The 23,237-nt window shown below is 63.8% G+C and carries 24 protein-coding genes; 10 read left to right on the top strand and 14 right to left on the bottom strand.

What is annotated here, in order from left to right; all coding sequences use genetic code 11:
- Nucleotides 1–52: 52 nt before the first annotated feature.
- The 5 genes from HYH07_RS22180 (at nucleotide 53) to HYH07_RS22200 (ending at nucleotide 5,750) form a co-directional block, all read left to right on the top strand.
- Nucleotides 53–802, top strand: a complete 750-nt coding sequence (locus HYH07_RS22180; RefSeq protein ID WP_220004492.1) for an SDR family NAD(P)-dependent oxidoreductase — start codon at nucleotides 53–55, stop codon at nucleotides 800–802.
- 24 nt (nucleotides 803–826) lie between these two features.
- Nucleotides 827–1,666, top strand: coding sequence for a transketolase (locus tag HYH07_RS22185; RefSeq protein ID WP_220004493.1), 840 nt, complete (start codon nucleotides 827–829; stop codon nucleotides 1,664–1,666).
- Nucleotides 1,663–2,673, top strand: a complete 1,011-nt coding sequence (locus HYH07_RS22190) for a transketolase family protein (RefSeq protein ID WP_220004494.1) — start codon at nucleotides 1,663–1,665, stop codon at nucleotides 2,671–2,673. Before HYH07_RS22185 ends, HYH07_RS22190 begins: the two co-directional genes overlap by 4 nt.
- Before the next feature lie 165 nt (nucleotides 2,674–2,838).
- Nucleotides 2,839–3,864 (top strand): TRAP transporter substrate-binding protein, encoded by a 1,026-nt coding sequence (locus tag HYH07_RS22195; protein WP_220004495.1) that lies wholly within the window; start codon nucleotides 2,839–2,841, stop codon nucleotides 3,862–3,864.
- 47 nt (nucleotides 3,865–3,911) lie between these two features.
- Entirely contained in the window at nucleotides 3,912–5,750 is a 1,839-nt protein-coding gene (locus tag HYH07_RS22200) for a TRAP transporter large permease subunit (RefSeq protein ID WP_228749715.1), read from the top strand.
- A gap of 33 nt (nucleotides 5,751–5,783) precedes the next feature.
- Here HYH07_RS22200 and HYH07_RS22205 read toward each other — a convergent pair whose 3' ends face one another.
- The 12 genes from HYH07_RS22205 to mdcA form a co-directional block, all read right to left on the bottom strand.
- A complete protein-coding gene (locus HYH07_RS22205; RefSeq protein WP_220004497.1) occupies nucleotides 5,784–6,674 on the bottom strand; it encodes an SMP-30/gluconolactonase/LRE family protein in 891 nt (296 codons plus the stop codon).
- A gap of 31 nt (nucleotides 6,675–6,705) precedes the next feature.
- Nucleotides 6,706–7,806 carry an ABC transporter ATP-binding protein gene (locus HYH07_RS22210; RefSeq protein ID WP_220004498.1) on the bottom strand — a complete coding sequence of 367 codons (1,101 nt, stop codon included), beginning with the start codon at nucleotides 7,804–7,806 and terminating at the stop codon, nucleotides 6,706–6,708.
- Between the two features lie 10 nt (nucleotides 7,807–7,816).
- The gene (locus tag HYH07_RS22215; protein ID WP_220004499.1) at nucleotides 7,817–8,656 is read right to left on the bottom strand and encodes a carbohydrate ABC transporter permease; all 840 of its coding nucleotides are present in this window, start codon (nucleotides 8,654–8,656) and stop codon (nucleotides 7,817–7,819) included.
- A complete protein-coding gene (locus tag HYH07_RS22220; protein ID WP_220004500.1) occupies nucleotides 8,653–9,576 on the bottom strand; it encodes a carbohydrate ABC transporter permease in 924 nt (307 codons plus the stop codon). Before HYH07_RS22220 ends, HYH07_RS22215 begins: the two co-directional genes overlap by 4 nt.
- A gap of 61 nt (nucleotides 9,577–9,637) precedes the next feature.
- The gene (locus HYH07_RS22225) at nucleotides 9,638–11,074 is read right to left on the bottom strand and encodes a sugar ABC transporter substrate-binding protein (protein WP_220004501.1); all 1,437 of its coding nucleotides are present in this window, start codon (nucleotides 11,072–11,074) and stop codon (nucleotides 9,638–9,640) included.
- A gap of 432 nt (nucleotides 11,075–11,506) precedes the next feature.
- Nucleotides 11,507–12,424 carry an acyltransferase domain-containing protein gene (locus tag HYH07_RS22230; RefSeq protein WP_220004502.1) on the bottom strand — a complete coding sequence of 306 codons (918 nt, stop codon included), beginning with the start codon at nucleotides 12,422–12,424 and terminating at the stop codon, nucleotides 11,507–11,509.
- Entirely contained in the window at nucleotides 12,424–13,272 is an 849-nt protein-coding gene (gene mdcB, locus HYH07_RS22235; RefSeq protein ID WP_220004503.1) for a triphosphoribosyl-dephospho-CoA synthase MdcB, read from the bottom strand. The genes HYH07_RS22230 and mdcB overlap by 1 nt, the downstream gene beginning before the upstream one ends.
- The gene (gene mdcG, locus HYH07_RS22240) at nucleotides 13,269–13,916 is read right to left on the bottom strand and encodes a malonate decarboxylase holo-[acyl-carrier-protein] synthase (protein ID WP_220004504.1); all 648 of its coding nucleotides are present in this window, start codon (nucleotides 13,914–13,916) and stop codon (nucleotides 13,269–13,271) included. Before mdcG ends, mdcB begins: the two co-directional genes overlap by 4 nt.
- Nucleotides 13,909–14,646, bottom strand: coding sequence for a biotin-independent malonate decarboxylase subunit gamma (mdcE, locus tag HYH07_RS22245; protein WP_220004505.1), 738 nt, complete (start codon nucleotides 14,644–14,646; stop codon nucleotides 13,909–13,911). The genes mdcG and mdcE overlap by 8 nt, the downstream gene beginning before the upstream one ends.
- Nucleotides 14,633–15,547, bottom strand: a complete 915-nt coding sequence (locus tag HYH07_RS22250) for a biotin-independent malonate decarboxylase subunit beta (RefSeq protein WP_220004506.1) — start codon at nucleotides 15,545–15,547, stop codon at nucleotides 14,633–14,635. The genes mdcE and HYH07_RS22250 overlap by 14 nt, the downstream gene beginning before the upstream one ends.
- On the bottom strand, nucleotides 15,544–15,861 hold the full coding sequence (gene mdcC / locus HYH07_RS22255; RefSeq protein WP_220004507.1) for a malonate decarboxylase acyl carrier protein: 318 nt from the start codon (nucleotides 15,859–15,861) through the stop codon (nucleotides 15,544–15,546). Before mdcC ends, HYH07_RS22250 begins: the two co-directional genes overlap by 4 nt.
- A gap of 10 nt (nucleotides 15,862–15,871) precedes the next feature.
- A complete protein-coding gene (gene mdcA / locus HYH07_RS22260) occupies nucleotides 15,872–17,518 on the bottom strand; it encodes a malonate decarboxylase subunit alpha (protein ID WP_220004508.1) in 1,647 nt (548 codons plus the stop codon).
- 194 nt (nucleotides 17,519–17,712) lie between these two features.
- Here mdcA and madL point away from each other — a divergent pair, with 194 nt between their 5' ends.
- From madL to HYH07_RS22275, 3 genes are read left to right on the top strand one after another with little or no spacing between them, the layout of a single operon-like run.
- Nucleotides 17,713–18,147, top strand: a complete 435-nt coding sequence (gene madL, locus HYH07_RS22265) for a malonate transporter subunit MadL (RefSeq protein WP_220004509.1) — start codon at nucleotides 17,713–17,715, stop codon at nucleotides 18,145–18,147.
- A complete protein-coding gene (gene madM / locus HYH07_RS22270; protein ID WP_220004510.1) occupies nucleotides 18,144–18,908 on the top strand; it encodes a malonate transporter subunit MadM in 765 nt (254 codons plus the stop codon). The genes madL and madM overlap by 4 nt, the downstream gene beginning before the upstream one ends.
- Nucleotides 18,909–19,625 carry a GntR family transcriptional regulator gene (locus tag HYH07_RS22275; protein WP_220004511.1) on the top strand — a complete coding sequence of 239 codons (717 nt, stop codon included), beginning with the start codon at nucleotides 18,909–18,911 and terminating at the stop codon, nucleotides 19,623–19,625.
- Nucleotides 19,626–19,706: 81 nt separating this feature from the next.
- On the opposite strand, the gene HYH07_RS22280 is transcribed toward HYH07_RS22275, so the two are convergent.
- Together HYH07_RS22280 and HYH07_RS22285 are read right to left on the bottom strand one after the other, a co-directional pair.
- Nucleotides 19,707–20,372, bottom strand: a complete 666-nt coding sequence (locus HYH07_RS22280; RefSeq protein ID WP_220004512.1) for an RraA family protein — start codon at nucleotides 20,370–20,372, stop codon at nucleotides 19,707–19,709.
- A 21-nt stretch (nucleotides 20,373–20,393) separates the two neighbouring features.
- Complete coding sequence (locus HYH07_RS22285; protein ID WP_220004513.1) at nucleotides 20,394–21,602, bottom strand: aspartate transaminase; 1,209 nt, start codon at nucleotides 21,600–21,602, stop codon at nucleotides 20,394–20,396.
- Between the two features lie 142 nt (nucleotides 21,603–21,744).
- Here HYH07_RS22285 and nac point away from each other — a divergent pair, with 142 nt between their 5' ends.
- Nucleotides 21,745–22,683 (top strand): nitrogen assimilation transcriptional regulator NAC, encoded by a 939-nt coding sequence (gene nac / locus HYH07_RS22290; protein ID WP_220004514.1) that lies wholly within the window; start codon nucleotides 21,745–21,747, stop codon nucleotides 22,681–22,683.
- 112 nt (nucleotides 22,684–22,795) lie between these two features.
- Entirely contained in the window at nucleotides 22,796–23,236 is a 441-nt protein-coding gene (locus HYH07_RS22295) for an acetyl-CoA carboxylase biotin carboxyl carrier protein subunit (protein ID WP_220004515.1), read from the top strand.
- Nucleotide 23,237: the final 1 nt, after the last annotated feature.

Consider the following 23,237-nt stretch of genomic DNA (forward strand, 5'->3'; position numbering starts at 1 on the left):
CAGCGATGCATTCCTAGCCTTGCCAAGGAAAAACAATCAGTGGGAGGAACTGATGCTGCTCAGCGGTAAGACGGCCATCATTTCGGGCGCGGCTTCGCCGCGCGGCATTGGGCTTGCCACGGCGCGCCGGTTCGCTACCGAGGGCGCGCGGGTTGCCATTCTCGATATCGATGCCGCAGCTGCCGCAGGTGCAGCGACCACTCTTGGTACAGAGCATATCGGGGTGTCGTGCGACGTCGCCGACAAGTCATCGTGCGAGCGGGCGGTCGGTCGCGTAATGGAAGCATTCGGCGGAATCGATATCTTGATCAATAATGCCGGCATCACGCAGCCGGTGAAGCTCCTGGAGATTTCGGCCGCCGACTGGGATCGTATCCAGGACGTCAATCTGAAAGGTGTTCTGTTCCTCTCCCAGGCCGTGATCCCGCACATGCGCGCGCGCAAGTCCGGATCAATCGCCTGCATGTCGTCGGTCTCGGCCCAGCGTGGCGGCGGAATATTTGGCGGTCCGCATTATTCGGCGGCCAAAGCGGGTGTGCTTGGTCTCGCCAAGGCAATGGCCCGTGAATTCGGCCCGGACGGCATCCGCGTCAATTGCGTCACGCCCGGCCTGATCGGCACTGATATCACCGCGGGCAAGCTGACCGACGAGATGAGGGCGAAGATCCTGGAGGGCATTCCGCTCAATCGCCTCGGCACGGCGGACGATGTCGCTGGCATCTACACCTTCCTGGCTTCGGATCTCTCCGCCTACGTGACTGGTGCCGTGATCGACGTCAATGGTGGCATGCTCATTCACTGAGCCACTCAGATAAGGTCCAGATCGATGGAAACGCTGACCAACACGCCCAAGCTGGCGAACCGCGCCTACAACATTCGCCGCAATGCGCTGCGCATGGGCGAAGTCCAGGGCCAGGGCTATATCGCACAGGCGCTGGACATCTCCGACGTCCTCGCCGTGGCCTATTTTCACGCGATGCGCTACCGGCCGGAAGATCCCTCCTGGGAAGAGCGCGACCGCTTCCTGCTCTCCAATGGCCACTATGCCATCGCTCTCTACGCGGCTTTGATCGAGGCGGGGATCGTCCCCGAGGAAGAGCTCGAAACCTATGGCAGCGACGAGAGCCGCCTGCCGATGTCGGGCATGGCCTCCTACACGCCCGGAATGGAAATGTCGGGCGGCTCGCTCGGGCTTGGGCTCAGCATCGCCGTCGGCATGGGCCTCGGGCTCAAGCGCAAGAAATCCGAGGCGCGGGTATACACGTTGTTCTCCGACGGCGAACTCGATGAGGGCTCGGTCTGGGAGGCCATCCAGTCGGCGGGCCACTACAAGCTCGACAACCTGATCGGCATTGTCGACGTCAACAATCAGCAGGCCGACGGTCCTTCGACACAGGTCATGGCGTTCGAGCCGCTGGTCGAGAAGCTTCAAGCCTTCGGCTGGTTCGTGCAGCGGATCGACGGCAATGATCTCGATGCCGTGGTTGCCGCGTTCGATGTCGCCAGGTCTCATCCCGCGCCAAAACCCCGGATGATCGTCGCCGACACGCTGATGGGCAAGGGCGTTCCTTTCCTGGAGCAGCGTGAGAAGAACCATTTCATCCGCGTCGAGCAGCACGAATGGCAGCTCGCGCTGGCTGCGCTGGAAGCCGGGAGGCAGGCATGAAGACCGTCAGATCAGCACCCCAGCCGGGCAAACCGCGCCTGACCACCTCGGCCATGATCGCCTCGATCGCGGCCGAGGGACAGAAGACGAAGCCGGCGCCGTTTGGACACGCACTCGTCGAGCTCGCGCGCAGCCGTCCCGATGTGGTCGGCATGACGGCCGATCTCGGCAAGTACACCGACCTGCACATCTTCGCGAAGGAATTTCCGGATCGCTATTACCAGATGGGCATGGCCGAGCAGCTTTTGTTCGGCGCGGCCTCCGGCCTTGCCGCCGAAGGCTTCATGCCATTCGCAACCACCTACGCGGTGTTTGCATCGCGACGCGCTTACGACTTCATCCACCAGACGATTGCGGAGGAAGACCGCAACGTGAAGATCGTCTGCGCATTGCCCGGGCTGACCACAGGCTATGGCCCGAGCCATCAAGCCGCGGAGGATCTCGCGCTGTTTCGCGCCATGCCGAACATGACCGTCATTGACCCCTGCGATGCCCATGAAATCGAGCAACTGGTGCCCGTGATCGCGGCGCATCAGGGGCCGGTCTACATGCGCCTGCTGCGAGGCCAGGTGCCGGTTGTGCTCGACGAATACGACTACAAGTTCGAGCTGGGCAAAGCCAAGCTGATCCGTGACGGGAAGGATGTTCTGATCATCTCATCCGGCATCATGACCATGCGTGCAATCGAGGCGTTCCAAACTCTGAAGAACGACCGCGTCGATGCCGCGGTGCTCCACGTTCCGACCATCAAGCCGCTCGACGCCAAGACGATACTGCGTGAAGCCGGCAAGTCAGGCCGCTTGGTCGTCGTTGCCGAAAACCACACGACGATTGGCGGTCTCGGCGAGGCGGTCGCGGCGCTCCTGATGCGTTCAGGCGTCCATCCGCCGTTTCGCCAGATTGCATTGCCGGACGAGTTTCTTGACGCCGGCGCACTGCCGACGCTGCACGACCGCTACGGCATTTCCACCGCCGAGGTCGCAAGGCAGATCAAGCAGTGGCTTTAGCGCACCGGCACTAACCGCCAGTCAGGCAAAATCCGAGTGAAGAGTTCCACCCGCCGCATGTTGCGGCGGGCGAGCGATGGCTGTCGCCCGAATGCGGCGGTCGAAGAGCCCGGACAGCTGGCTCATACAGCCTGCACAACGTCAATACAGCATCAGGAGGAAAACATGACTGTCTCGAAGTCCGGACGCATCAGCCGCCGTTCGCTATTAATCGCGGCGAGCGCGGTACCTCTCTGCGGGATTCTGACCCGTCCAACGTCTGCCGCCGAGTTCGTCTACAAGTTCGCAACCGGACAGGACCCGACCCATCCGGTGAACATCCGCGCGCAAGAGGCGATCGATCGCATCCGCGAAGCAACCAGCGGCCGGTTGGAGATCAGGCTGTTCCCGGCCAATCAGCTCGGCTCCGACACTGAGCTGCTGACCCAGGTGCGCAGCGGCGGCGTCGAGTTCTTCAACCAATCCTCTTCGATCCTTGCCACCCTGGTGCCAAGCGCCGGCATCGTGAACACCGGCTTCGCATTCACCGACTACGACAGCGTGTGGAATGCGATGGACGGCGAGCTCGGCACCTACATCCGGACGCAGATCGCCAAGACGCCGATCATGGCGGTATCGAAGACCTGGGACAACGGCTTCCGCCAAGTGACCTCGTCCGGCCGCGAGGTGCGGACGCCGGATGATCTCAAGAATTTCCAGATCCGCGTTCCGCCCGCACCGCTGCTCACCTCGCTCTTCAAGGCGCTCGGCGCCGGGCCAACCCCGATCAACTTCAACGAGGTCTATTCCGCGCTGCAGACCAAGGTCGTCGACGGCCAGGAGAATCCGTTGCCGATCATTGCGACCGCGCGCCTCTATGAGGTGCAGAGCACGTGCAGCCTGACGGGGCACGTCTGGGATGGTTACTGGATCCTCGGCAACAAGCGCGCCTTCGAGCGCCTGCCGAAGGATGTGCAGGAGATCGTGACGCGCGAGCTCGACCGCTCTGCCGTCGATCAGCGCGCGGACATCGCAAAGCTCAGCCAGTCACTTCGCGCCGATCTTTCGGCCAAGGGCCTCAAATTCATCGACGTCGACCGCGCCGCCTTCCGCCAGGCATTGTCCAAAACCAGCTTCTACGCCGACTGGAAAGCCAAGTTTGGCGAGGAGGCGTGGTCGCAGCTCGAAAAAGCCGCGGGCCAGTTATCGTGACCAGCGTGAATAAGCCGCATGTCGATGCCGGTGTGGCGGCCGGCGCGTTGCAGGCGGGCCGGCGCAGCTGGGTTGTGACAGCGAACGCTGTGCTCAGCCATATCGTCGCCGTACCTGCGGCACTGCTTGTGCTCGCGGAAATCGCGGTGTTGTCCGCCGGCATTGTGGGCAGATATGTGTTCCGCTCGCCAATCGTCTGGTCTGACGAGCTTGCCGGAATTCTCTTCCTCTGGCTTGCAATGCTCGGATCGGTGATTGCGTTCCAGCGCGGCGAGCACATGCGGATGACCGCCATCGTCGGCGTCCTCAGTGCGGAAGTCCGCGCATTCTTGGATGTTGTCGCGGCCGCAGCATCGCTGGCATTTCTTGCGCTCGTTGTCTGGCCGGCCTATGAATTTGCGGCCGACGAGGCCTTTGTCACGACGCCGGCGCTCGAGATCGTCAACAGCTGGCGCGCGGCGGCGCTACCGATCGGCATCAGCTTGATGCTGATCGCAGCGGTTATCCGGCTGATCCGCATCGCGACCCTGCGCAACCTGCTGGCTTCGGTCGCGATGGTCGCAGGCATCCTCGCGACGTTCGTTCTGCTCGCTCCCGTCTTGAAGCCGCTTGGCAATCTGAATCTTCTGATCTTCTTCGTTTTCGTCGTCGGCGCAATGGTCTTCGCGGCCGTCCCGATCGCCTTCGCATTCGGCCTCGCCACCGTCGGCTATCTCGCTCTCACAACCCGCACGCCCGACGTGGTGATGATCGGACGAATGGACGAGGGCATGAGCCACCTGATCCTGCTGGCCGTGCCTCTCTTCGTCTTTCTCGGCCTTCTCATCGAGATGACGGGCATGGCCCGGGCCATGGTCGGCTTCCTGGCGAGCCTCTTGGGGCACGTCCGCGGCGGTCTGCACTATGTGCTGGTCGGTGCGATGTACCTGGTCTCGGGCATCTCGGGCTCCAAGGCGGCGGATATGGCGGCGGTCGCTCCGGTGTTGTTTCCCGAGATGCGGCAGCGCGGGGCCAAACCAGGAGACCTCGTTGCGCTTCTCGCGGCGACCGGCGCCCAGACCGAGACGATCCCGCCCTCGCTGGTCCTGATCACGATCGGCTCGGTGACAGGCGTGTCGATCTCCGCACTGTTCACAGGCGGATTGCTCCCGGGCGTGGTGCTCGCGGTCATGCTCGCGGCTGTCGTATGGTGGCGATACCGCCGCGAGGACCTGTCTCACGTCAAACGGGCCACCGGTCGGCAAATCGGCCGCGCCTTTGTGATCGCGATTCCAGCCATAGCGCTGCCCTTTATCATCCGGACCGCCGTTGTCGAGGGCGTCGCGACCGCAACGGAGGTCTCGACTATCGGGATCCTGTATTCGTTCTGCGCAGGTCTCTTCATCTACCGCCAGTTCGACTGGCGTCGCATCTATCCGATGTTGGTCGAGACGGCCTCGCTGTCCGGGGCGATCCTGCTCATCATCGGCGCGGCGACAGGGATGGCTTGGGCCCTGACCCAATCGGGATTTTCCGCCTCGCTCGCCAAGTTCATGACCAGCCTGCCGGGCGGGGTACCGGTCTTCCTCGCGGTGACGATCGTGACTTTCGTGATCCTCGGCAGCGTGCTGGAAGGAATTCCGGCCATCGTCCTCTTCGGCCCGCTGCTATTCCCGATCGCGCGGCAGGTCGGGGTGCACGACGTGCACTACGCAATGGTCGTCGTTCTGGCCATGGGCATCGGCCTGTTCGCGCCGCCGTTCGGGGTTGGCTATTATGCCGCCTGCGCCATCAGCCGCATCAACCCGGACGAGGGCATGAAACCCATCGTGGGCTATATGATCGCGCTACTGATCGGCACACTCATCGTCGCAGCAGTGCCCTGGCTATCGATCGGCTTCCTTTGACGCCTAGGAGAGGACAAACCGCGAGGTACCTCCTCAGGCGAACTTCGGCAGATGCAGCGGCAGACCATCGCAGGGCATGTCGATCTCCTCGACCTGCCCCTTGCCGACCTCGGTGACGCGCAGCTTCCGGCCCTCGAGCGTAAAGGCACAGTTCGTCGGCTGCGGTCCGTCCAGGACCAGACGATCGACGACCTCACCCCGGCGGTCCAGCACCGTAACGTTCCTCTGGTTGTAGACCGTGCAATAGAGCCGGCCGTCCGTTCCGAAGGCCATCCCGTCCGGCCCTTTGAAGTCCGGATTGGAATCCGGCTGCAGCACGTTGCCGAAGAGGACGCGTTTCGGCGCTGCATCGCCAAGCACGTCATATCGGTAGATCTCGCCGGTAAAGGATGCGTTGGCGTAAAGGTGATTGTCGGGTCCGAAGGCAATGCCGTTGGTGAAGCGGATCTTGCGATCGAACACGCGGAGCACCTTCATGGCTGCGGGATCAATCTCGTATACACGGCCGTCCCAGTCGAGATCCATATAACCGTCGACGAAGGCCTGGCCGTTGATGAAATCCTCGGCGGCCATTCCGGAGTCAGTCATGTAGAGCAATCCGTTCGGACCAAAGCAGAGATCGTTCGGAAACAGGAAGCGATCAGCGCCTTCGCCCTGCATGCGCCGGATCTCGTTGCCGCTCTCGTCGATGCAGATCAAGGCCCGGAGGCCAGCTTCCGCGATCCAGATCCGGCCGTGGCCATCGGTCGTCAGTCCATTCGGACGGCCACCCGTTGTTCGGATCACGCGGCGATTGCCGCGAGCATCGAGCCGCGTAACACAAAGGGTCGACGCGGACATCTCCGTGACATACATCGAGCCGTCTGGCAGGCACACCGGACCCTCGGGCGCGCCAATTCCGGTTGCAAACAGTCTCGACGCCATTCATCCCTCCCATTCTCGAACGTTGCTCTCATTATGCGATGACAAGGCCGCTGGCCGGATCAATCAGCACCACACGATTGAGGTCGATGGCGAGGTCGATTCGTTCGCCGTGGCTGCTGACGTCGTGCGCCTGCAGCTCGGCAACCGCATCGACGCCGCCGATCTTGATGGTGGTGAAGGTGCGAGTCCCCGTCGGCTGAATGAGATCGGCAGTGGCCGAATAGGAGACCACGCCGTCGCGCAGCGGCCCGCCGGCCCGACTGAAGTGCTGGGGCCGAATGCCAACGAGAATCTCTCGCCCATTCATACTGGCCAGCGGTGTCGCCTTCGCGCTCGGAAGCGTCAGTTCTCCGTCGGACTGAAACACCACTGCCGCCTCGGGACCGTTTGTCCTGAGGGTCGCCGGGATGAGGTTGATCGACGGGGAGCCGAGAAAGCCAGCTACGAAACCCGTACGGGGCCGCTCGAACAGTTCCAGCGGAGCGCCCTGCTGCTCGATTTTTCCGTCACGCAGCAGCACGATGCGGTCGGCGAGCGTCATCGCTTCGACCTGGTCATGGGTGACGTAGATCATCGTCGTCGTAATCTCGTGATGCAGCCGCTTGATCTCGGTCCGCATCTCGTCACGCAACTGGGCGTCGAGATTCGAGAGCGGCTCGTCGAACAGGAACAGGTCGGCCTTGCGGACGATGGCGCGGCCGATCGCGACGCGCTGACGCTGTCCACCGGAGAGCTGCCGTGGATAGCGCTGCAGGAAATTGCCGATGCCGAGCATCTCGGCGGCCTCACTGACCCGCTTCCTAATCTCGATCTCGGGAGTTTTGCGGGCGCGCAGACCGAAGGCGATGTTCTCGCCGACGGTCAGATAGGGGTAGAGCGCATAGTTCTGAAACACCATCGCGATGTTGCGCTCGCGCGGGCGCAGATCGTTGACCACCGCGCCCCCGATGGTGATCGTTCCACCATCCGGATCCTCAAGACCGGCAATGGTTCGCAAGAGAGTGCTCTTGCCGCAGCCCGACGGCCCCACCAGCACAGCGAATTCGCCGTCGGCGATGGTGAGATCCACCCCGCGGACTGCATGCACGTTGCCGTAGTATTTGTGTACACCGGACAGCTTAACGTCTGCCACTCCGCTCTCCCTAACCCTTGACCGCGCCCAGCGAGATGCCGCGCACGAGATAGCGCTGCATTACCGAGACCGCGACGAAGATCGGCAACGTCCCCAGGACCGACATCGCCGCGATCTTTGCCCAGAAATTCGATTGGCCGCCGAAATAGTGCGTGAGCATGACCGGAAAAGTGATGACCTCGGTGCGCGTGAGCACGAGTGCGAAGAGGAAGTCATTCCAGGCGAAGACGAAGGTGAAGACCGACGTCGCCATGAGGCCGGGGCGAACCATCGGGAAAACGACCTTCCAGATCACCTCCCATCGATTGAGGCCATCGACCAGCGCGCTTTCCTCGAGCTCCAGGGGAACGTCGACGATGTAGCCCCGCATCATCCAGATCACATAGGGAAGATTGAATGCGGTGTAGAGCAGGATCAGGCCGAAATAACCGTCGACGAGGCCGAAATACACGTAGATCAGGAAGATCGGGAAGACGACAGCGATCGGCGGGATCATGCGCTGGGAGATGATCCACATCGCGAGGTTCTCGCCGCCGGTGCTGAATCTGGCCAGGCTGTAGGCGCAGAGCGTCCCGAGAACGATTGCGATGCCGGAGCTGACTCCGGCGACGATCAGGCTGTTCAGTATCGCCAGGACGTCGCCATCCCTGAACAGGACGTAATAATTCGAGAACTGGATCTGCCCGGGAATCCACAAGGGCGGAACATGATAGATCTCGTCCGGTGTCTTGAACGAGATCATGAACAGCCAATAGACCGGAAACAGAAACAGCAGGGTCACGACGCCGGCGCCGAGATAGCGGACGGCGAGAATGCGCGCTTTTCTGGCCGGAAGCCTGCCGATCCTCATCGCACAAGCTCCATGCGCTTGAGGACCAGGGTCGTGATCAGCGTCAGCAGCGCAATCACCAGGAAGGAAATCGCGGCTGTGTAGCTGGTCTCGAATTGCGAGAAACCCTGCACATAGGTGTAGAGCGAGATGGTCTCGGTCATCGAGCCCGGACCGCCTTCGGTGAGGGCCCAGATGATGTCGAAGATGCGTACGAGATCGAGGCCGCGGATCAGGCAGGCCACGGCGATCACCGGCGCGATCGCCGGCAGAACGATCGCGCGAAGCACGCGCAGGTACGACGCCCCATCGATCTCCGCAGCCTCGAGCTGCGACTGGTCCACATTCGACAGCGCGGCGAGCAGCAGCAGGAACATGAATGGCGACCACTGCCAGACCTCGCAGATGATGATCGCCGGATAGACGTAGGCAGGATTGACCGTCCACAGGATCCGGACCGGTTCACCGGCGACGAAGCTCAGAATCTGCCCAATCGGGCCGAAGCGGACGTCGAACATCAGACGCCAGGTCGCGCCCGCGACGATCGGAGAGATCACCGTCGGAAGCACCAGCAGCGCGACGAAGATCTGTCGGCCCGGCATGCGATCGATGAAGAGCTGCGCCATCAGGAAGCCGACCATCAGCTCCAGGGGGAGGGCGATCGCGGTGATGATGACGGTATGACCGAGCGAAGCCCAGAGGCGGGTATCCCTGAACAACTCCACATAGTTCAAGAGGCCGACAAAAGAGGTATCGTTCTCGGTCATCGTGATGCGCTGGAAGCTCACGATCAGCGAGTAGATCAGGGGGAACAAGCCAACCAGGAGGAGGATCAGGATGGCCGGCGCGACGATGAGATAGGGCAGGCGGTCCTCGAGCACGCGCCCGAAGCGGCTGGGGCGGCGTTGCTCGGCAGAGTTGAGGCTCACAGAAACTGTCATCATCGGTCCGGAAAACGGCACCGCACGGGAGAGCGATGCCTCCCGTGCGGTATCCAGTCAGTTATTGCGGATAGGCGCCGGGCTTCGCGGCCCAGACCTTGTAGACGGCTTTCTGGTTCTCGATGCCGACCTTGTCGGTGATCGCGTCGAATTGTTGAGCCATGCGGTCGAGAATGGTCTTAGGATCTTCGCCGGCCCAGAGGCTCGAAATCGCCTTGGTCATCGCCTCGTCGTACTTGTCCTGTTGTAGCAAAGAGAGATCGAGCAGGCCCTTCTCGCCCGATGTCTTGATCGTATCGAGATAGGCTGGAGCATCGGGCCAGAGCGCACGGTATTTCTCGCTCGCGTAGTGCGAGAGGCGGAATGGATCGCGCAGCGTATAGGGGAGCTGAACGCGCTCGAGGCTGGTCTTCTTGCTGTTCAGCCACTGGATGAAGAGGTACGCAGCCTCCTTGTTCTTGCTGGTGGCTGACACCGACAAGTCAAAGCCGACGCCGAGCTCGGGACGGCCGAGTGGGGTGAGCGCGTAACCAACCTTGCCTGCGACTTGCGATTTCGGCACCCACTTCAACGCCTCTTCGCCCGAGCCATAGCCCGCGGCCCAGCGGCCGTAGGGCGGCCAGGAGATCGTCATGGCAGTCGCGCCCTGAAGGAACGCGGCGAGATTGTCGACGAAATTCCACTGCTCCACGCCCGGCGGCATGAACTTGTTCTCCGCCAGCATCTGCTTGAACACCTTAAGACCGACCTCACCATTCACCGTCGCCTTCATCGTGTCGGCATTGAAGAACTTGCCGCCCTCCATGCGGAAGCGCTCCTGGAACATGTATTGCGGATAGGGCGCGGTGCGGAAGAAGCCCGCGCCGTAGACCTTCGGCGCCATCTTGTCGGTGATGAACTGGCCGATCTCGTCGAATTGTTTCCAGTCCTTTGGCGGCGCGAGCTCGTAGCCGAACTTGGCCTTGAATTCGTCCTTCATCTTCGGCTCCTCGAAGACGTCCTTCCGGTAGTAGAGCAGCATCACGTCGCCATCGTCCGGGAAGCCGTAGATCTTCCCGTCATACTGCATCTGGTTGTCACGATAGGCGGCCGCGATGTCCTGCAGCTCGTCGCGGTAGCCAAACTTGTCGACATACTTGTCGAGAGGCTCGAGCGCGCCCGCGCGTGCAAGATCGGGCATCCAGGATGGGATGACGTTCAGCGCGTCATACGCTCCGGCGCCCGATTTGAAATCCTGCATGATCTTGGTGAACATCTGGTCGGTCGGCACTTCGACCACCTTCACCTTGATGCCGGTGAGCTTCTCCCATTGCGGGCCCGAATAGTTCAACGGGTCCAGCGACTGAAGACCGGCCTCCCAGACGATGCTGATCGTTGTACCCGCATACTTCTTCGCGGCTTCCACCGCTGTGTCGGCCGCATCCTTGTCGGCAGCCTGCACTGAGCAAGCAGCGAGCACTAGGACAGCGAACGCGCCGAGAAACGTCCTGAACTTCATCCCTTCCTCCTCCTCTTGGGCGTCCGGAGTCCGGCGGAGCCGGCTTCAGAGCGCTTCTCACGTGATCCCTGCCTGGTTAGCCAGCCGCGGGTCCTGAATGGAGGCTGTCGGCGGCGAACCTGGCCGGAAGAAACAAATTCATCTATGTCGAGGATTTGCAGCGCAGGCGCATCGCGGGTCCGGGCTTATCGCCCGCAACCTGAATGGACGCCAGTTGGCGTTGCAGATGTACGCATCCTCCCCAAAACGCTCGAGAGCGTCGTCTTTAGGGCTAGTCTGCGTCGGGGCGGAACCGGCCGACAAATGAGAACTTTGCACTCATGCGTGAGCAGCGTTCACCTGAAAGCGGAGGGGCCTACCTCGGAGGACGTACTCCACTCGCCTCGCACCGACCAGCCGATTCGACAGAAATGTTGGGAGCTCGGTCGATGCTCAAGCCGAAGCGATCCAATTGCGCAGGCCCGCAATGGTGCGGAATCCGTCGGCCGCGTAGCAAGGGGTAGAGGATCGAAAGGCTTGCATCATCTCGGCCAGCGCATGTCCGGGGCCGAGATCCAGCACGCGGGTCACCCCGAGTTCTGAAAGCACCTCCAGCGTTGCCGCCCAATCGACGGGATGGGCGACCTGGTTTGCGAGTTTCGCTGTGGCATCTTCTGCGGCGAAGATGCGCTCGCCGCCGTCGCCGGCGAGCAGTACGCGCCCACTCGCAACGGCCGCGCGCCGGCTTGCCTCGAGCGCTTTTCGAAGCGGTGTGCAGGCCTGCGCCAGCCTTGTTGTGTGCGAGGCGATCTTTACGGCGAGAAGGCCCGTGCGCGCGCCTTCCTTGGTGGCCTCTTCGCAGAGCGCGATGATGTCCCGCTCCGCGCCGCCGATAACGATAAGGAGGTCGGGATTACGGATCGCGATTTCACAGCCATGTTTTGCAAGCAGAGAGTCGAGCGTACCCCGGTCGAGCCCGCGAACATAGCCCAGGCGGCCATCCGGCCCCGCCGCATCTAGCATCAAGCGGGCGCGAATATCCGTGAGCCGCAAGGCCTCGTCGGCGGTCCAGATCCCCGCGATGCTCCAGGCCGCCATCTCGCCGACGCTGTACCCGGTGACGGCGGTCTGCTCGGTCAACAGGTCGGCGATGCAGGCGTGGATCGCGAGCGCCGAGGTGACGGTTAGGATCTGGCTGGAATGATTGGCGGAGAGCTCATCCGCACTCCGCGTCCTGACGAACTCCCGCGGATCCGCGCCGAGCAAAGCGGCCGCGGCCGCGAAGACCGGCTCCGCAGCAGGCTGGTCCGCGACAAGATCAAAGATCGTGTCCGAGAGCGTACCTTGTCCGCCGCAGAGCAGGGCCAGCATCAGGCCTCCAGCCGATCTACAAACAGCGCCATCGCGAGCAGGTCCGCGGAGCCGCCGGGGCTGAGATTGCGAGCGACGAACGCCTGGTGAATGTCGGCCGCGCGCTTGCCCCATTCCGGCGATCCGACGCCGCCGGCGGCGAGGAAGCCGGACGCACTCGCTTGCGCGAAGCTTAATCCTTCCGCTCCGCCCCGATGCAGCAGGTTGGTGTCGGTGACCTCGGCGATCAGCCGTATGCAGGTCTGAACACGCACGGCCTCCTCGTCATGGGGCGCGAGCTCGCGCGCCGCACGTAGCGCGGGCAGGGCGATGTCGTAGATCGACGGAAAGCCGTAAGCAGCTTCCGCCCTGGCGCCGCCGGCGCCGTAGCGCCGTGAGGCCACGGCGCCATGGCTGCGTAGCGAGATCGGGCCCGACAGGATGTCGTCGCCCCAACGCTCCGAAACCAGCTGGCCGAGTGACTTGCGGATGCCGACGGCGTTCCGGTATCCGGCCGCAGCGCAAAGCAGACCCAGCCCGAAGATCGCGCCCCGGTGCGTATTCACGCCGTGTGTTGCGGCCAGCATCGCGCGCTCGGCGGCAACGCCGATGGCACGTAGCCGGTTCATGCCCGCGCCCTCGGCGCCCGCGGCGGCAAGCTCGCCGTAGAACGGCATCAGGGTTGTGGCGCTCAGGCAGAGCAGCGCGGCGTCCATGTCGCGATGCGCGCCATTGTCGACATGGCTGACAAGCCCGGGCTTCGGATGGGTCTCGACCTCGAGCTTCAGGCAGAGCGAAGCGAGATGGCCGAGTTGCTGTGCATCAAGCGTGCGGCTCGGCGTTGACTGCCATCTGAGCGCTAAGGTCATGACACGAGGCCCGCGAGGAAGGCCGCGCGCGTCGTCGTGGTGACGCCTGCAGGACCCTTCACGAGGACTTCGTCCTCGTCAGTGCCGGTCAGCTCGCGCCATTGAACGCCCCCGACGGGACCGGTGATCTCGCCGTCCAGCCGCATCGGCGCTTGTTTCGCGATTGCCGCGATGCCGGACAACAGATGTGCGGCGTGCCTTGCGGTGGGCTGTGGCCAGAGCAGATCGAGGTCCGAGCTGTCCGAAAGATAGGGCAGGCCGGTGAGATGCTGCCAGGCCAGGCTGCCATAGGCGCGGGTCTCCGGCAGAAGCTGGACGAGCCTGTCGATCGTCGCGCGCCAGGCCGCTGGTGCCGCGGCGGCGGCCTCGGCCAATAGCGGCGGCGGCGCGGCCGCGACGATATCGACTGCGGCGAGCGAGACCGCGATGCGCCGCTTGCCATGGCTCGGCGGTAGCGGCAGGCCGAGTGGAACGAGGCCTGCGGTATCGCTGCAGGCCGGCCGGCGCACGACGAGAGGGCGTCCCGCATGCGCCCAGCCCGCGACGATCGGCTCGCTGGCGAGTTCCGGATAGCGGTTCATCACCGCAGCCCATCCCGCCGCCGAAGCCTTCACCATGCTGTGGCGCGCGAGGGCTTCAGCCATGTCGCGCCCCTTGATGCGAGACCGCAGCGCGCGCGACGCGCTCGGCAAGCTCGGCGGCCTTTCGCCGTCCGCCGCGCTCGGCACCGAGGCGGCCGCGATCGTCCTGTCGGTGCGGCCGCTGCAGCACGGCGGCAAGCTGCGGTGCCAGCGGAGCGGCTTCGTCCCAGACGAAATGGACGCCGCCTGATAGCACCATGTTGTCCAGCCCGGGCGCGAACACCGGCGTAGCCTCGGCCTTGGCCTTGAGGACATCGATCGGAAGCTTGGTGACCCGCGCCATCGACGGCAGATCCATCACGGCGGGATGCGCGCCGGGCAGCGCCACCAGCGTGCCGGTGGCGAGCGCGGTGGCGATGAACGCACCGGCGGCGCTGCCGCCATAGAGCAGGCCGATGGTGCGGTGTCCTTCGGCTTCGGCGAGCAGCAGGGCCTTGGCGAGATGTGACAGGTATTCGCTAAGGCCGAGCAGCTCGTCGCGCTTGCTCATACGCTGGCTGGCGGAGTCCACTAGGAACAGGATCGGTGCCCGATCCCCTGATTTGACGATCTCGATCACGCGTCCTGCGAGCACGATGGCTTCGTCCACGCCGAGCGGCTGCCCTTGCGTGAAGCCGAGCACGTGGATCGGTCCCCCATCGGGCAGCAGCGCCTGCCCTGAGATCATCGTGCCGCTGGTGTCGATCTTGCGACCGTTCGGAAACAGGCCGGCCAGGATGTCATCGAGCGTCATCAGCGTTCTCCCTGTGATTGGCCGTGCGAAGAAATGCGCCGGTCGGACGTGCGGGAACATCGGTCGGATCTTCGATGCCGAGCGACTGCCAGATCTCGACGGCGTCCTCGGCCTCGCCGAAACGCTGCAGCCGCCGCTCGAGGCGCGCCTGCTCGGCTTCGAGCACCGTAACGTCGCATCCCCTGCCGGCCCTGAGCGCGACGATCGCGGCCTCGCGGAACGCTAGCGCCTCGTCGTCGACGAAAATGTCGGCGCTGCCGATGAGGTAGCGGTGCTTGCCGCCCATGGTGCGCCACACCAGCGCGCGATCGCGCGAGTCGAACTCCTCGATGCCCTTGTTGGTCTCGATCACCTCGGGGCCGCTGACGCTGAGCCGTCCCTGCTCCGAGATGACCAGGCGCGAGCAAGTGCCGGCGATCAGGCTGCCGCCGCCATAGCATCCGGCGCGTCCGCCGATCAGGCCGACGACGTTGATGGCGGCACACCGCGCCTCGATCACCGCGCGCATGATCTCGGCGATCGCGAGCTCGCCGGCATTGGCTTCCTGAAGCCGCACGCCGCCGGTGTCGAACATGATCACCACGTCCTGCTTGAGCGCGCGGGCCGCGCGCAGCAATCCCGTGAGCTTGGCGCCGTGGACTTCGCCGAAGGCGCCGCCCATGAAGCGTCCTTCCTGCGCCGCGACGAGCACGGGTGCACCATCGAGGCGGCCACGGCCGATGACGATGCCGTCGTCGAACTGCTCCGGCAGGTTGAAGATCGCAAGATGCGGGCTGATCTCGCGCAGCTCCGGGCCGATGAATTCGCAGAAGCTGCCGGCATCGACCAGCGCCTCGATGCGCTGCCGCGCGCTCGCCTCGTACCAGCTCAGCGAGACATCATTGGCTGTGACGGCTGTCATCGTTCCGGCTCCTCGATCTTGCGGACGCCCTGGGCAAGTCGCAGCGCGACCGTGTCGGGCCGGGCGCCGCCGTCATTGATGGAGATGCGCAAGCCGCCTGCAGAGCGGCGGGCGACGAAGTCGCGGACCACGGCGTCCCACACCGCGCCGAAGCCATGGGCCGCGGTTGCGATGTCGATCGTGCAGGTGTCGGCCGGGGCGCTGCGCTCCAGCAGCACTTCGAGATTGCCAGAGGCGACGACGCCGACAATCGCCTGCGTGCGGGTGCCGCTGGCGCGCTGCGGGGCAGAGAGTTTGAAGCTGAGCTTTTCCATCCAAAACTCCTCACCAATTGCGGAAGCGGCTGGGCGGACGGTAGAGACCGCCGGAGGCCAGCATGAGGTCCTTGATCGAGCGTGCGGCCAGCAGGCGCCGGTCGGCATCGAGCGGGTCGATGCCGAGATCCTCGGGGCGGCGGATCACGCCGCGCTGTCGGAGCTGCTCGGCCAGCTTGGCGTCACGCCTGCGGCCGATGTCGGTGTAGCCGGCAACGCCGCGGATCGCCTGCTCGCGCTCGTCCTTGCTGCGGCACATCAGGAGGTTGGCGATGCCTTCCTCGGTGACGATGTGGGTGATGTCGTCGGAGTAGACCATCACCGGCGCCAGATCGAGGTCGAGCTTGCGCGCCAGCTCGAGCGCATCCAGTTGCTCGACGAAGAGCGGGACATTGCTGTCACCGAAGGTCTCGCCGATCTGCACCACGAGCTTGCGGCCGCGGCGCAGCGCCGCGCTGGAATCGGGATCGGCTTCGGCGCCGGCCTTGAGCCAGGGTTCGCTCGGATGGCGGCGGCCGCGCGGATCGGAGCCCATGTTGGGCGCGCCGCCGAAGCCGGCGATGCGGCTGGTCGTCACCGTCGAGCTGTGGCCTTCGAGGTCGATCTGCAGCGTCGATCCGATGAACATGTCGCAGGCATAGAGGCCCGCCGTCTGGCAGAAGGCGCGGTTCGAGCGCAGCGAACCATCGGGCCCGGTGAAGAAGATGTCGGAGCGCGATGCGACATAATCCTCCATGCCGACTTCCGATCCGAAGCAATGGATCTGCTCGACCCAGCCGGATTCGATCGCCGGAATCATCGTGGGATGCGGATTGAGCGCGAAATGGGTGCAGACCTTGCCCTTGAGGCCGAGCTTCTCGCCATAGGTCGGCAGCAACAGCTCGATCGCGGCGGTGTTGAAGCCGATGCCGTGGTTGAGCCGGCGCACGCCGTAGGGCGCGTAGATGCCCTTGATGGCGAGCATCGCCGTCAGGATCTGAGTCTCGGTGATGGCGGCGGGATCGCGAGTGAACAGCGGCTCGACATAGAAGGGCCTGTTAGCCTCGACGACGAAATGCACTAGGTCGCCGGGGATGTCGACGCGCGGCACCTTGTCGACGATCTCGGTGACCTGCGCCACCACGAGACCGTTCTTGTAGCTGGTCGCCTCGACGACGGTCGGCGTGTCCTCGGTGTTCGGCCCGGTATACAGATTGCCGTCCTTGTCGGCGCTGACCGCCGCGATCAGTGCGACGTTCGGCGTGAGGTCGATGAAGTAGCGCGCGAACAGCTCGAGATAGGTATGGACGGCACCGAGCTCGATCTTCCCGCCGAACAGCATGCGCGCGATGCGCGACGATTGCGGGCCCGAATAGGAAAAGTCGAGCCGCCGCGCGATGCCCTTCTCGAAGATGTCGAGATGCGCAGGCAGCACCACGCCTGATTGCACCATGTGCAGGTCGTGAATATCCGCAGGCTCGAGGTTCGCAAGCGCCGAGGCAAGGATGTCGGCCTGCTTTTGATTGTCGCCCTCCAGGCACACCCGGTCGCCTGACCGGATCACCGCCTTCAGAAAGGCGGGCAGGCTCGGGATCGGGACGACCTTCCCTTTGGCGTGCTGTCGGCCGGCCGTGAGGCGCTCACTGAGGGCGGCCTTTTGCATACCCCAATCGCTCATTTCGGCTCCTTGGCATGCGGGAACTCTCTTCGAGGGGGTTAATGTATGCGTATTGCCTTTACAATGTCAATTATTGTATACGTTAATCCATAAGCGACCGATGTTCGCATACACAGGAGGGAATTTATGATGCGAATGCATGCAGAAGGCCCGTATCAGGGAGTCGATGCTCCGCTCGCCAAGGGGAGGCGCCCGTGACCATTTCCGGCGTCGCGCTCCTCGCGATCTGCACGCTGCTCGGAAGCCTGCTCGGCGACCTGCTCGGCGTTGCCCTCGGTGTGAAGGCCAATGTCGGCGGCGTCGGCATTGCGATGATGTTTTTGATTGCCGCCCGGCTCTGGCTGGTGCGGCACGGCCTGCTCAGCCGCGGGCTCAATACCGGCGTCGAGTTCTGGGGCAGCTTCTACATTCCGATCGTGGTTGCCATGGCCGCGCAGCAGAACGTCGTCGCCGCGGCGAAAGGCGGTCCGATCGTCCTCATTGCGGGCGCCGGCGCGGTCGCTGTGTGCTTCGCGATGGTGGCCCTGATCGGCCGGCTTAGTGGCCGCGTCGAAACCATGGACGAGATCGAGGCCCGAGAGGCGATCGAGGCGAATGTGCCCCACTTCAAGTCCGGGAGGGTCGGATGACCATGATCTCTCACGTTCTCGCCGCCAATGCGCTGATCACGGCATTCGCCGCCGTCGGGATCCTGATGTGGATTTCGGGAGCGATCTCGAAATACCTCACCTTCGGCCGCATACACGGCTCGGCGATCGCGATCATGCTCGGTCTCGTGCTGGCCTTCTTCGGCGGGCTCGCCACCGGCGGAGAGAAGGGCGTCGCCGACCTGCCGGCGCTGACCGGAATCGGCCTGATGGGCGGCGCGATGCTGCGGGATTTCGCCATCGTCGCCACCGCCTTCGAGGTCGACGTCGTCCATGCGCGCAAGGCCGGACTGATCGGTGCGGTCGCGCTTGGCCTGGGGACGGTCGTTCCGTTCGTTCTGGGCGTTCTCGTCGCCGCAGCCTTTGGCTACACTGATGCCGAATCGCTCACGACGATCGGCGCGGGTGCGGTCACCTACATAGTCGGTCCGGTCACCGGGGCCGCGATCGGCGCGTCATCGCCGGTCATTGCGCTCTCGATCGCGACCGGTGTATTCAAGGCGGTGATCGTGATGATTGGTACACCCTTCGTCGCGAAGATTATCGGCCTCAACAATCCGCGCAGCGCGATGGTGTTCGGCGGCTTGATGGGGACGGTCAGCGGTGTTTCCGGAGGCCTTGCGGCAACCGATCGGCGTCTGGTGCCTTACGGCGCATTGACCGCGACGTTTCATACCGGGCTTGGATGCCTGGTCGCACCGTCCATTCTCTACTTCACGGTGCGCGCAATCTTAGGAAGCTGAATGGCAGGCCTGTTCAAAGTTGCAACCGAAGCCGAAGAAGATGGCCGGCTTCTCTCCGATCGCATCCGCAATGCGCTCACGGACGAGATTGCCTCCGGTGCGCTCGTCGCCGGCTCGGCTTTGGAGGAGCAGCAGCTTGCCGATCGCTTTGGCGCCTCCCGCACGCCAGTGCGGGAGGCGTTGCGACAGCTCGTTGTCAGCGGGCTGGTCGAGGTCCGCGGCCGTCGCGGCGTCGTGGTGGCCCGGATGACGCCCGAGCGCATCATGGACATGTTCGAGACCAGCGCAGAGGTCGAAGCCATGTGCGTCCGCCTCGCGACCTTTCGCATGACGCCGCTCGAGCGCAGTCATTTGATCGAGCTTCACGAGAGCTCGCTGGCGATGGTCGAGGCCAATGATGTCGATGCCTATGATGCCTTCAACCGCACCTTCCACGAATGCATCTACAGCGCGACCCACAACTCGTTCATGGCAGAGCAGGCGCAGGATGTCCGCGCGCGGCTCAGCGCTTTCCGCCGCACCCAATTGCGGCAGGGCGACCGCATCCGCAAGTCCCGCGACGAGCACGAGGCCATCATGCAGGCGATCGCCGAAGGTGACGGCGAGACCGCCTCACGGCGGATGCGGGCGCACATGCTGAACGCCGCCGCGGCGCTCCGGCGCTATATCGAAGACCGCGTCAGACCCGTCGACGGGCCTGAGCCCGACAATCTCTGACAACAACCGGCAACGCGACAGGCTCTTGAGGAAACGGCCTTAAATGATGCGCCGCGGCGAGGTGCAAGTACCGTGTAGCACTCAATTCGCGCAACGAGCCTCGAGCGCATCGACGAAGGCGCGATCCCATCGGCCCTCACGGATTGCCTGGATGGTGCCGTGTTCCTTTTGCTCCTGAGCCAGTGCTTTCTCGATGACCGTTGCAGCCAGGGACGGTGGGAAAGCGAGAAGGCCGTCCTGATCCCCTACGATGATGTCGCCCGCGTTCACGGGCATACCGCCGACGGTGATCGGGACGTTGATCGCTCCGGGGCCATCCTTGTAGGGACCACGATGTGTCACGCCGCGCGCGTACACGGGAAAGGTTCGCTGACGGATTTCCGCAACGTCGCGAATGGCGCCGTCGAGCACCATGCCGGCAAGCCCGAGCGAGGCCGCGCCAAGTGTCATGATGCCGCCGACCAGTGCGTTGGAGATATCACCGCCGGCATCGACAACCATCACGTCGCCGGGACGGCAGAAGTCGTAGGCGCGCAGGATGGCGAGGTTGTCGCCGCCGCGCGTCTTCACCGTCACCGCAGTGCCCACCATCGGCGCCGGCGAGTGATAGGGGATCAGCCCGGTGCTGCCGCAATTGCGGTGCAGCTGATCGCTGAGCAGGGCGACCGGAATGGTTCGCAGTTTTGCGATCACCGCAGGATCGACTTGCGCAGCCGAGGGATTCTTTGCGATGCCAGCGTTTGACATGGGATGTCTTCGATCGGGGTATTAGCGGAGTTGGGAAACAGCGTGAGCGATGCGGTTGGTGCCGTCGTCAAGCACATCGAGCGACGCGGCGATCGAGATGCGGAAGTATGGTGACAAGCCATAGGCGCTGCCTTGAACCACGGCGACGCCAACGCTTTCGAGCAGGTACATGGCGACGTCGCTGTCGGTTTCGAGGCGCGCCCCCGCCGGTGTGCTTCGGCCGATCAGGCCGGCACAATTGACGTAGAGATAGAATGCGCCGTCGGGCGGCAGGCAGCTCAAGCCTTCGATCTGGTTGATACGCGTCAGCACTTGGTCGCGCCGGGTACGGTAAGTAGCGACGCTTTCGGAAACGAAGCTCTGATCGCCATTGAGGGCTTCGACGGCGGCGGCCTGGCTGATCGAGCAGGCGTTACCGGCGGCCTGCGACAGCAGCGTGTTCAGCGCACCGATCAGGTCGGAGGGCCCGGCGATCCAGCCGATCCGCCAGCCGGTCATCGCGTAGGTCTTCGACACGCCGTTGACCGCGAGCACGCGGTTCGCCAGCTCGGGTGCAGCGTTCAGCAAATGCGGCGTTGCGCGACCGTCGAAGCGGATGTGTTCGTAGATGTCATCGGTCATGACCAGCACATGGGGATGCCGCGCGAGGACTTCGGCCAGCTCGCGATATTCTGCCGCGGAGTAGCTCGCGCCCGTCGGATTCGACGGCGAATTGATGATCAGCCAGCGCGTCTTGTCGGTGATTGCAGCGTCAAGCTGCGCCGGCGAGATCTTGAAGCCTTGGCTCTCCGGGCACGCGACAATCTTAGGAACACCGTCGCAGGCGATCACCATATCGGGGTACGATACCCAGTAGGGCGCCGGGATGATCACCTCGTCGCCGGCCTCGATCGTCGCCTCCAGCGCGCTGTAGATGCCGCTTTTGCAGCCGTTGGTGACGATGATGTCGGAAGGTGAGTAGACGAGATTGTTCTCGCGCTTCAATTTCGCGGCAATCGCCTGGCGGAGATCGACGGATCCGGCCAACATCGTATAGCGGGTTGCGCCCTTGTCCATTGCCTTTGAGGCCGCGGCGCGAATGTTCGCGGGCGTATCGAAATCCGGCTCGCCAACGACGAGGCTGACGATGTTCTTGCCCTCCCGCTTCAGCGCCGTTGCCCGATCGGCTGCCGCCGAGCTGGGCGAAGGCTTGATGCGCCTCACGCGTGCGGAGATACGAGGATGGTTCATAGTGATTGACCCTGGCTAAGCGAGGTGCGACGCTAGAGACAGAGCCGGGCGCTGGCCAACACGAGTTCAATCTGGCCTGATAGGCATATCTTATGGATACTCTGCTCCCGGTCCCAAGCAGAAGGTAGTCTGAGGACACGACATGAATCTCAGGCGACTGCAGTATTTCGTGAAGATCGTCGACGTCGGCAGCCTGACGCAGGCCGCCGATGTGCTGCACGTGGCGCAACCGGCGCTCAGTCAACAGCTCGCGACGCTGGAAGGCGAGGTGCGTCAGCAGCTTCTGGTGCGCACCAAAAGCGGCGTAGTGCCAACCGAGGCCGGCAAGGTGCTGTATCGCCACGCCCAGCTCATTCTCCGGCAATGCGACCAGGCGCGCGCCGACATGAATGCGGCCGCGAAGAACATCTCCGGCGCCGTGGCCGTGGGACTCGCGCCAGGGACAGCAGCGGCAGGACTGGCCTTGCCGCTGCTGCGAACGGTGCGGGCGCGCCACCCCGGCATTCTGCTCTATTTGAACGAGACCTACGGCACCACGCTTTCCGAACTCGTCATGAATGGCCGCATGGATCTGGCGGTTCTGTACGGCGGCAAGACCGCCGTCCACGGCCTCGCGTTCCAGCCGCTACTGCGCGAGCCGCTTTACGTCGTCGGCCGCGGTAGCGTGGTGGCGCCACCAGCCGAAGTGCCGCTCGCGATGCTGGTCGACACCGAGCTCTACCTCGCGCGTCCCTACAATGTGGTCCGCAAGATGGTAAACGACGCGTTCGCGGCCATCGGCAAGGTGCCGAAGGTCGTGGCGGAAATCGAATCCGCCAGCACCCTGACCGCTGTGATTTCCGACGGGCTTGGCGCCACCATCCTGCCCGAATCGATGGCGCGGCAGGTCGCTTCGTCCTGCGATGCCTGGCAATCTTGCATCATCGATCCGGTGATCGAGGCGCCGCTGGCGTTGTGCCAATCCGATCATTTGCCGCTCTCCGAACCGGCCCAGGCGATCAAGGAAATCCTGATGGAGCTTGTGGCCGGTCTGCCGGGAAACCTCCTTGCGCACGAAGAGCGCTCCCCAAAGGCGTCATAGCGCTCCCTTATAGGGGCAAAGCCAATCCGTCTTGGTCGGCAGGAATCGATAGCGCTAGCGTCGAGGCCGGCGTTGCACGTGCAGGGCCACGATCCCCTATGGGTGGCGGAACATGGATTTGGACCGGATCAAGACCCTGATCGATGCGTTGGTTGCGTCCGATCTAAACGAGATGGAATTTAGCGAAGACGGCTGGTCGCTCAGGCTGGTCCGTCGGGCGCAGCCGAACGATATGGTTCGGGCTCCGGTCAACACGGTCCCATCCGCGCACTCCAGACAGCGGCCAACTCGCGCCGCGCCCGATGTAGCGCCGGAGAGAGTGGCGAACGTCGCAGCGCCCCTGTTCGGAATTGTCCATCTGCAGCCGGCGCCGGATGCGCCGGTCTTCGTTTCGGTAGGGCAGGCCGTGACGGCCGGAACGCCGCTCTGCGTCATCGAGGCGATGAAGATGTTTCACGAGGTTCGCGCCGAACACGACGGCACGGTGTCGGCGATCCTGGTTGCGTCCGGTCAGGAAGTCGAGGCCGGACAAGAACTGATACGGTTCGCGTGAT

It is taken from the genome of Bradyrhizobium sp. BR 10261, from assembly GCF_019455395.1.
Lineage (GTDB): Bacteria > Pseudomonadota > Alphaproteobacteria > Rhizobiales > Xanthobacteraceae > Bradyrhizobium > Bradyrhizobium manausense.

What these genes read in the sequence shown, in the direction of transcription:
- mdcE (WP_220004505.1), bottom strand. Translation starts at nt 14,646, where the DNA reads ATGACGCTCGATGACATCCTGGCCGGCCTGTTTCCGAACGGTCGCAAG.
- HYH07_RS22275 (WP_220004511.1), top strand. Translation starts at nt 18,909, where the DNA reads ATGGCAGGCCTGTTCAAAGTTGCAACCGAAGCCGAAGAAGATGGCCGG.
- HYH07_RS22250 (WP_220004506.1), bottom strand. Translation starts at nt 15,547, where the DNA reads ATGACAGCCGTCACAGCCAATGATGTCTCGCTGAGCTGGTACGAGGCG.
- madM (WP_220004510.1), top strand. Translation starts at nt 18,144, where the DNA reads ATGACCATGATCTCTCACGTTCTCGCCGCCAATGCGCTGATCACGGCA.
- nac (WP_220004514.1), top strand. Translation starts at nt 21,745, where the DNA reads ATGAATCTCAGGCGACTGCAGTATTTCGTGAAGATCGTCGACGTCGGC.
- HYH07_RS22295 (WP_220004515.1), top strand. Translation starts at nt 22,796, where the DNA reads ATGGATTTGGACCGGATCAAGACCCTGATCGATGCGTTGGTTGCGTCC.
- mdcA (WP_220004508.1), bottom strand. Translation starts at nt 17,518, where the DNA reads ATGAGCGATTGGGGTATGCAAAAGGCCGCCCTCAGTGAGCGCCTCACG.
- mdcC (WP_220004507.1), bottom strand. Translation starts at nt 15,861, where the DNA reads ATGGAAAAGCTCAGCTTCAAACTCTCTGCCCCGCAGCGCGCCAGCGGC.
- HYH07_RS22195 (WP_220004495.1), top strand. Translation starts at nt 2,839, where the DNA reads ATGACTGTCTCGAAGTCCGGACGCATCAGCCGCCGTTCGCTATTAATC.
- HYH07_RS22190 (WP_220004494.1), top strand. Translation starts at nt 1,663, where the DNA reads ATGAAGACCGTCAGATCAGCACCCCAGCCGGGCAAACCGCGCCTGACC.
- HYH07_RS22205 (WP_220004497.1), bottom strand. Translation starts at nt 6,674, where the DNA reads ATGGCGTCGAGACTGTTTGCAACCGGAATTGGCGCGCCCGAGGGTCCG.
- HYH07_RS22180 (WP_220004492.1), top strand. Translation starts at nt 53, where the DNA reads ATGCTGCTCAGCGGTAAGACGGCCATCATTTCGGGCGCGGCTTCGCCG.
- HYH07_RS22225 (WP_220004501.1), bottom strand. Translation starts at nt 11,074, where the DNA reads ATGAAGTTCAGGACGTTTCTCGGCGCGTTCGCTGTCCTAGTGCTCGCT.
- HYH07_RS22285 (WP_220004513.1), bottom strand. Translation starts at nt 21,602, where the DNA reads ATGAACCATCCTCGTATCTCCGCACGCGTGAGGCGCATCAAGCCTTCG.
- HYH07_RS22280 (WP_220004512.1), bottom strand. Translation starts at nt 20,372, where the DNA reads ATGTCAAACGCTGGCATCGCAAAGAATCCCTCGGCTGCGCAAGTCGAT.
- HYH07_RS22185 (WP_220004493.1), top strand. Translation starts at nt 827, where the DNA reads ATGGAAACGCTGACCAACACGCCCAAGCTGGCGAACCGCGCCTACAAC.
- mdcB (WP_220004503.1), bottom strand. Translation starts at nt 13,272, where the DNA reads ATGACCTTAGCGCTCAGATGGCAGTCAACGCCGAGCCGCACGCTTGAT.
- mdcG (WP_220004504.1), bottom strand. Translation starts at nt 13,916, where the DNA reads ATGGCTGAAGCCCTCGCGCGCCACAGCATGGTGAAGGCTTCGGCGGCG.
- HYH07_RS22230 (WP_220004502.1), bottom strand. Translation starts at nt 12,424, where the DNA reads ATGCTGGCCCTGCTCTGCGGCGGACAAGGTACGCTCTCGGACACGATC.
- HYH07_RS22220 (WP_220004500.1), bottom strand. Translation starts at nt 9,576, where the DNA reads ATGACAGTTTCTGTGAGCCTCAACTCTGCCGAGCAACGCCGCCCCAGC.
- HYH07_RS22215 (WP_220004499.1), bottom strand. Translation starts at nt 8,656, where the DNA reads ATGAGGATCGGCAGGCTTCCGGCCAGAAAAGCGCGCATTCTCGCCGTC.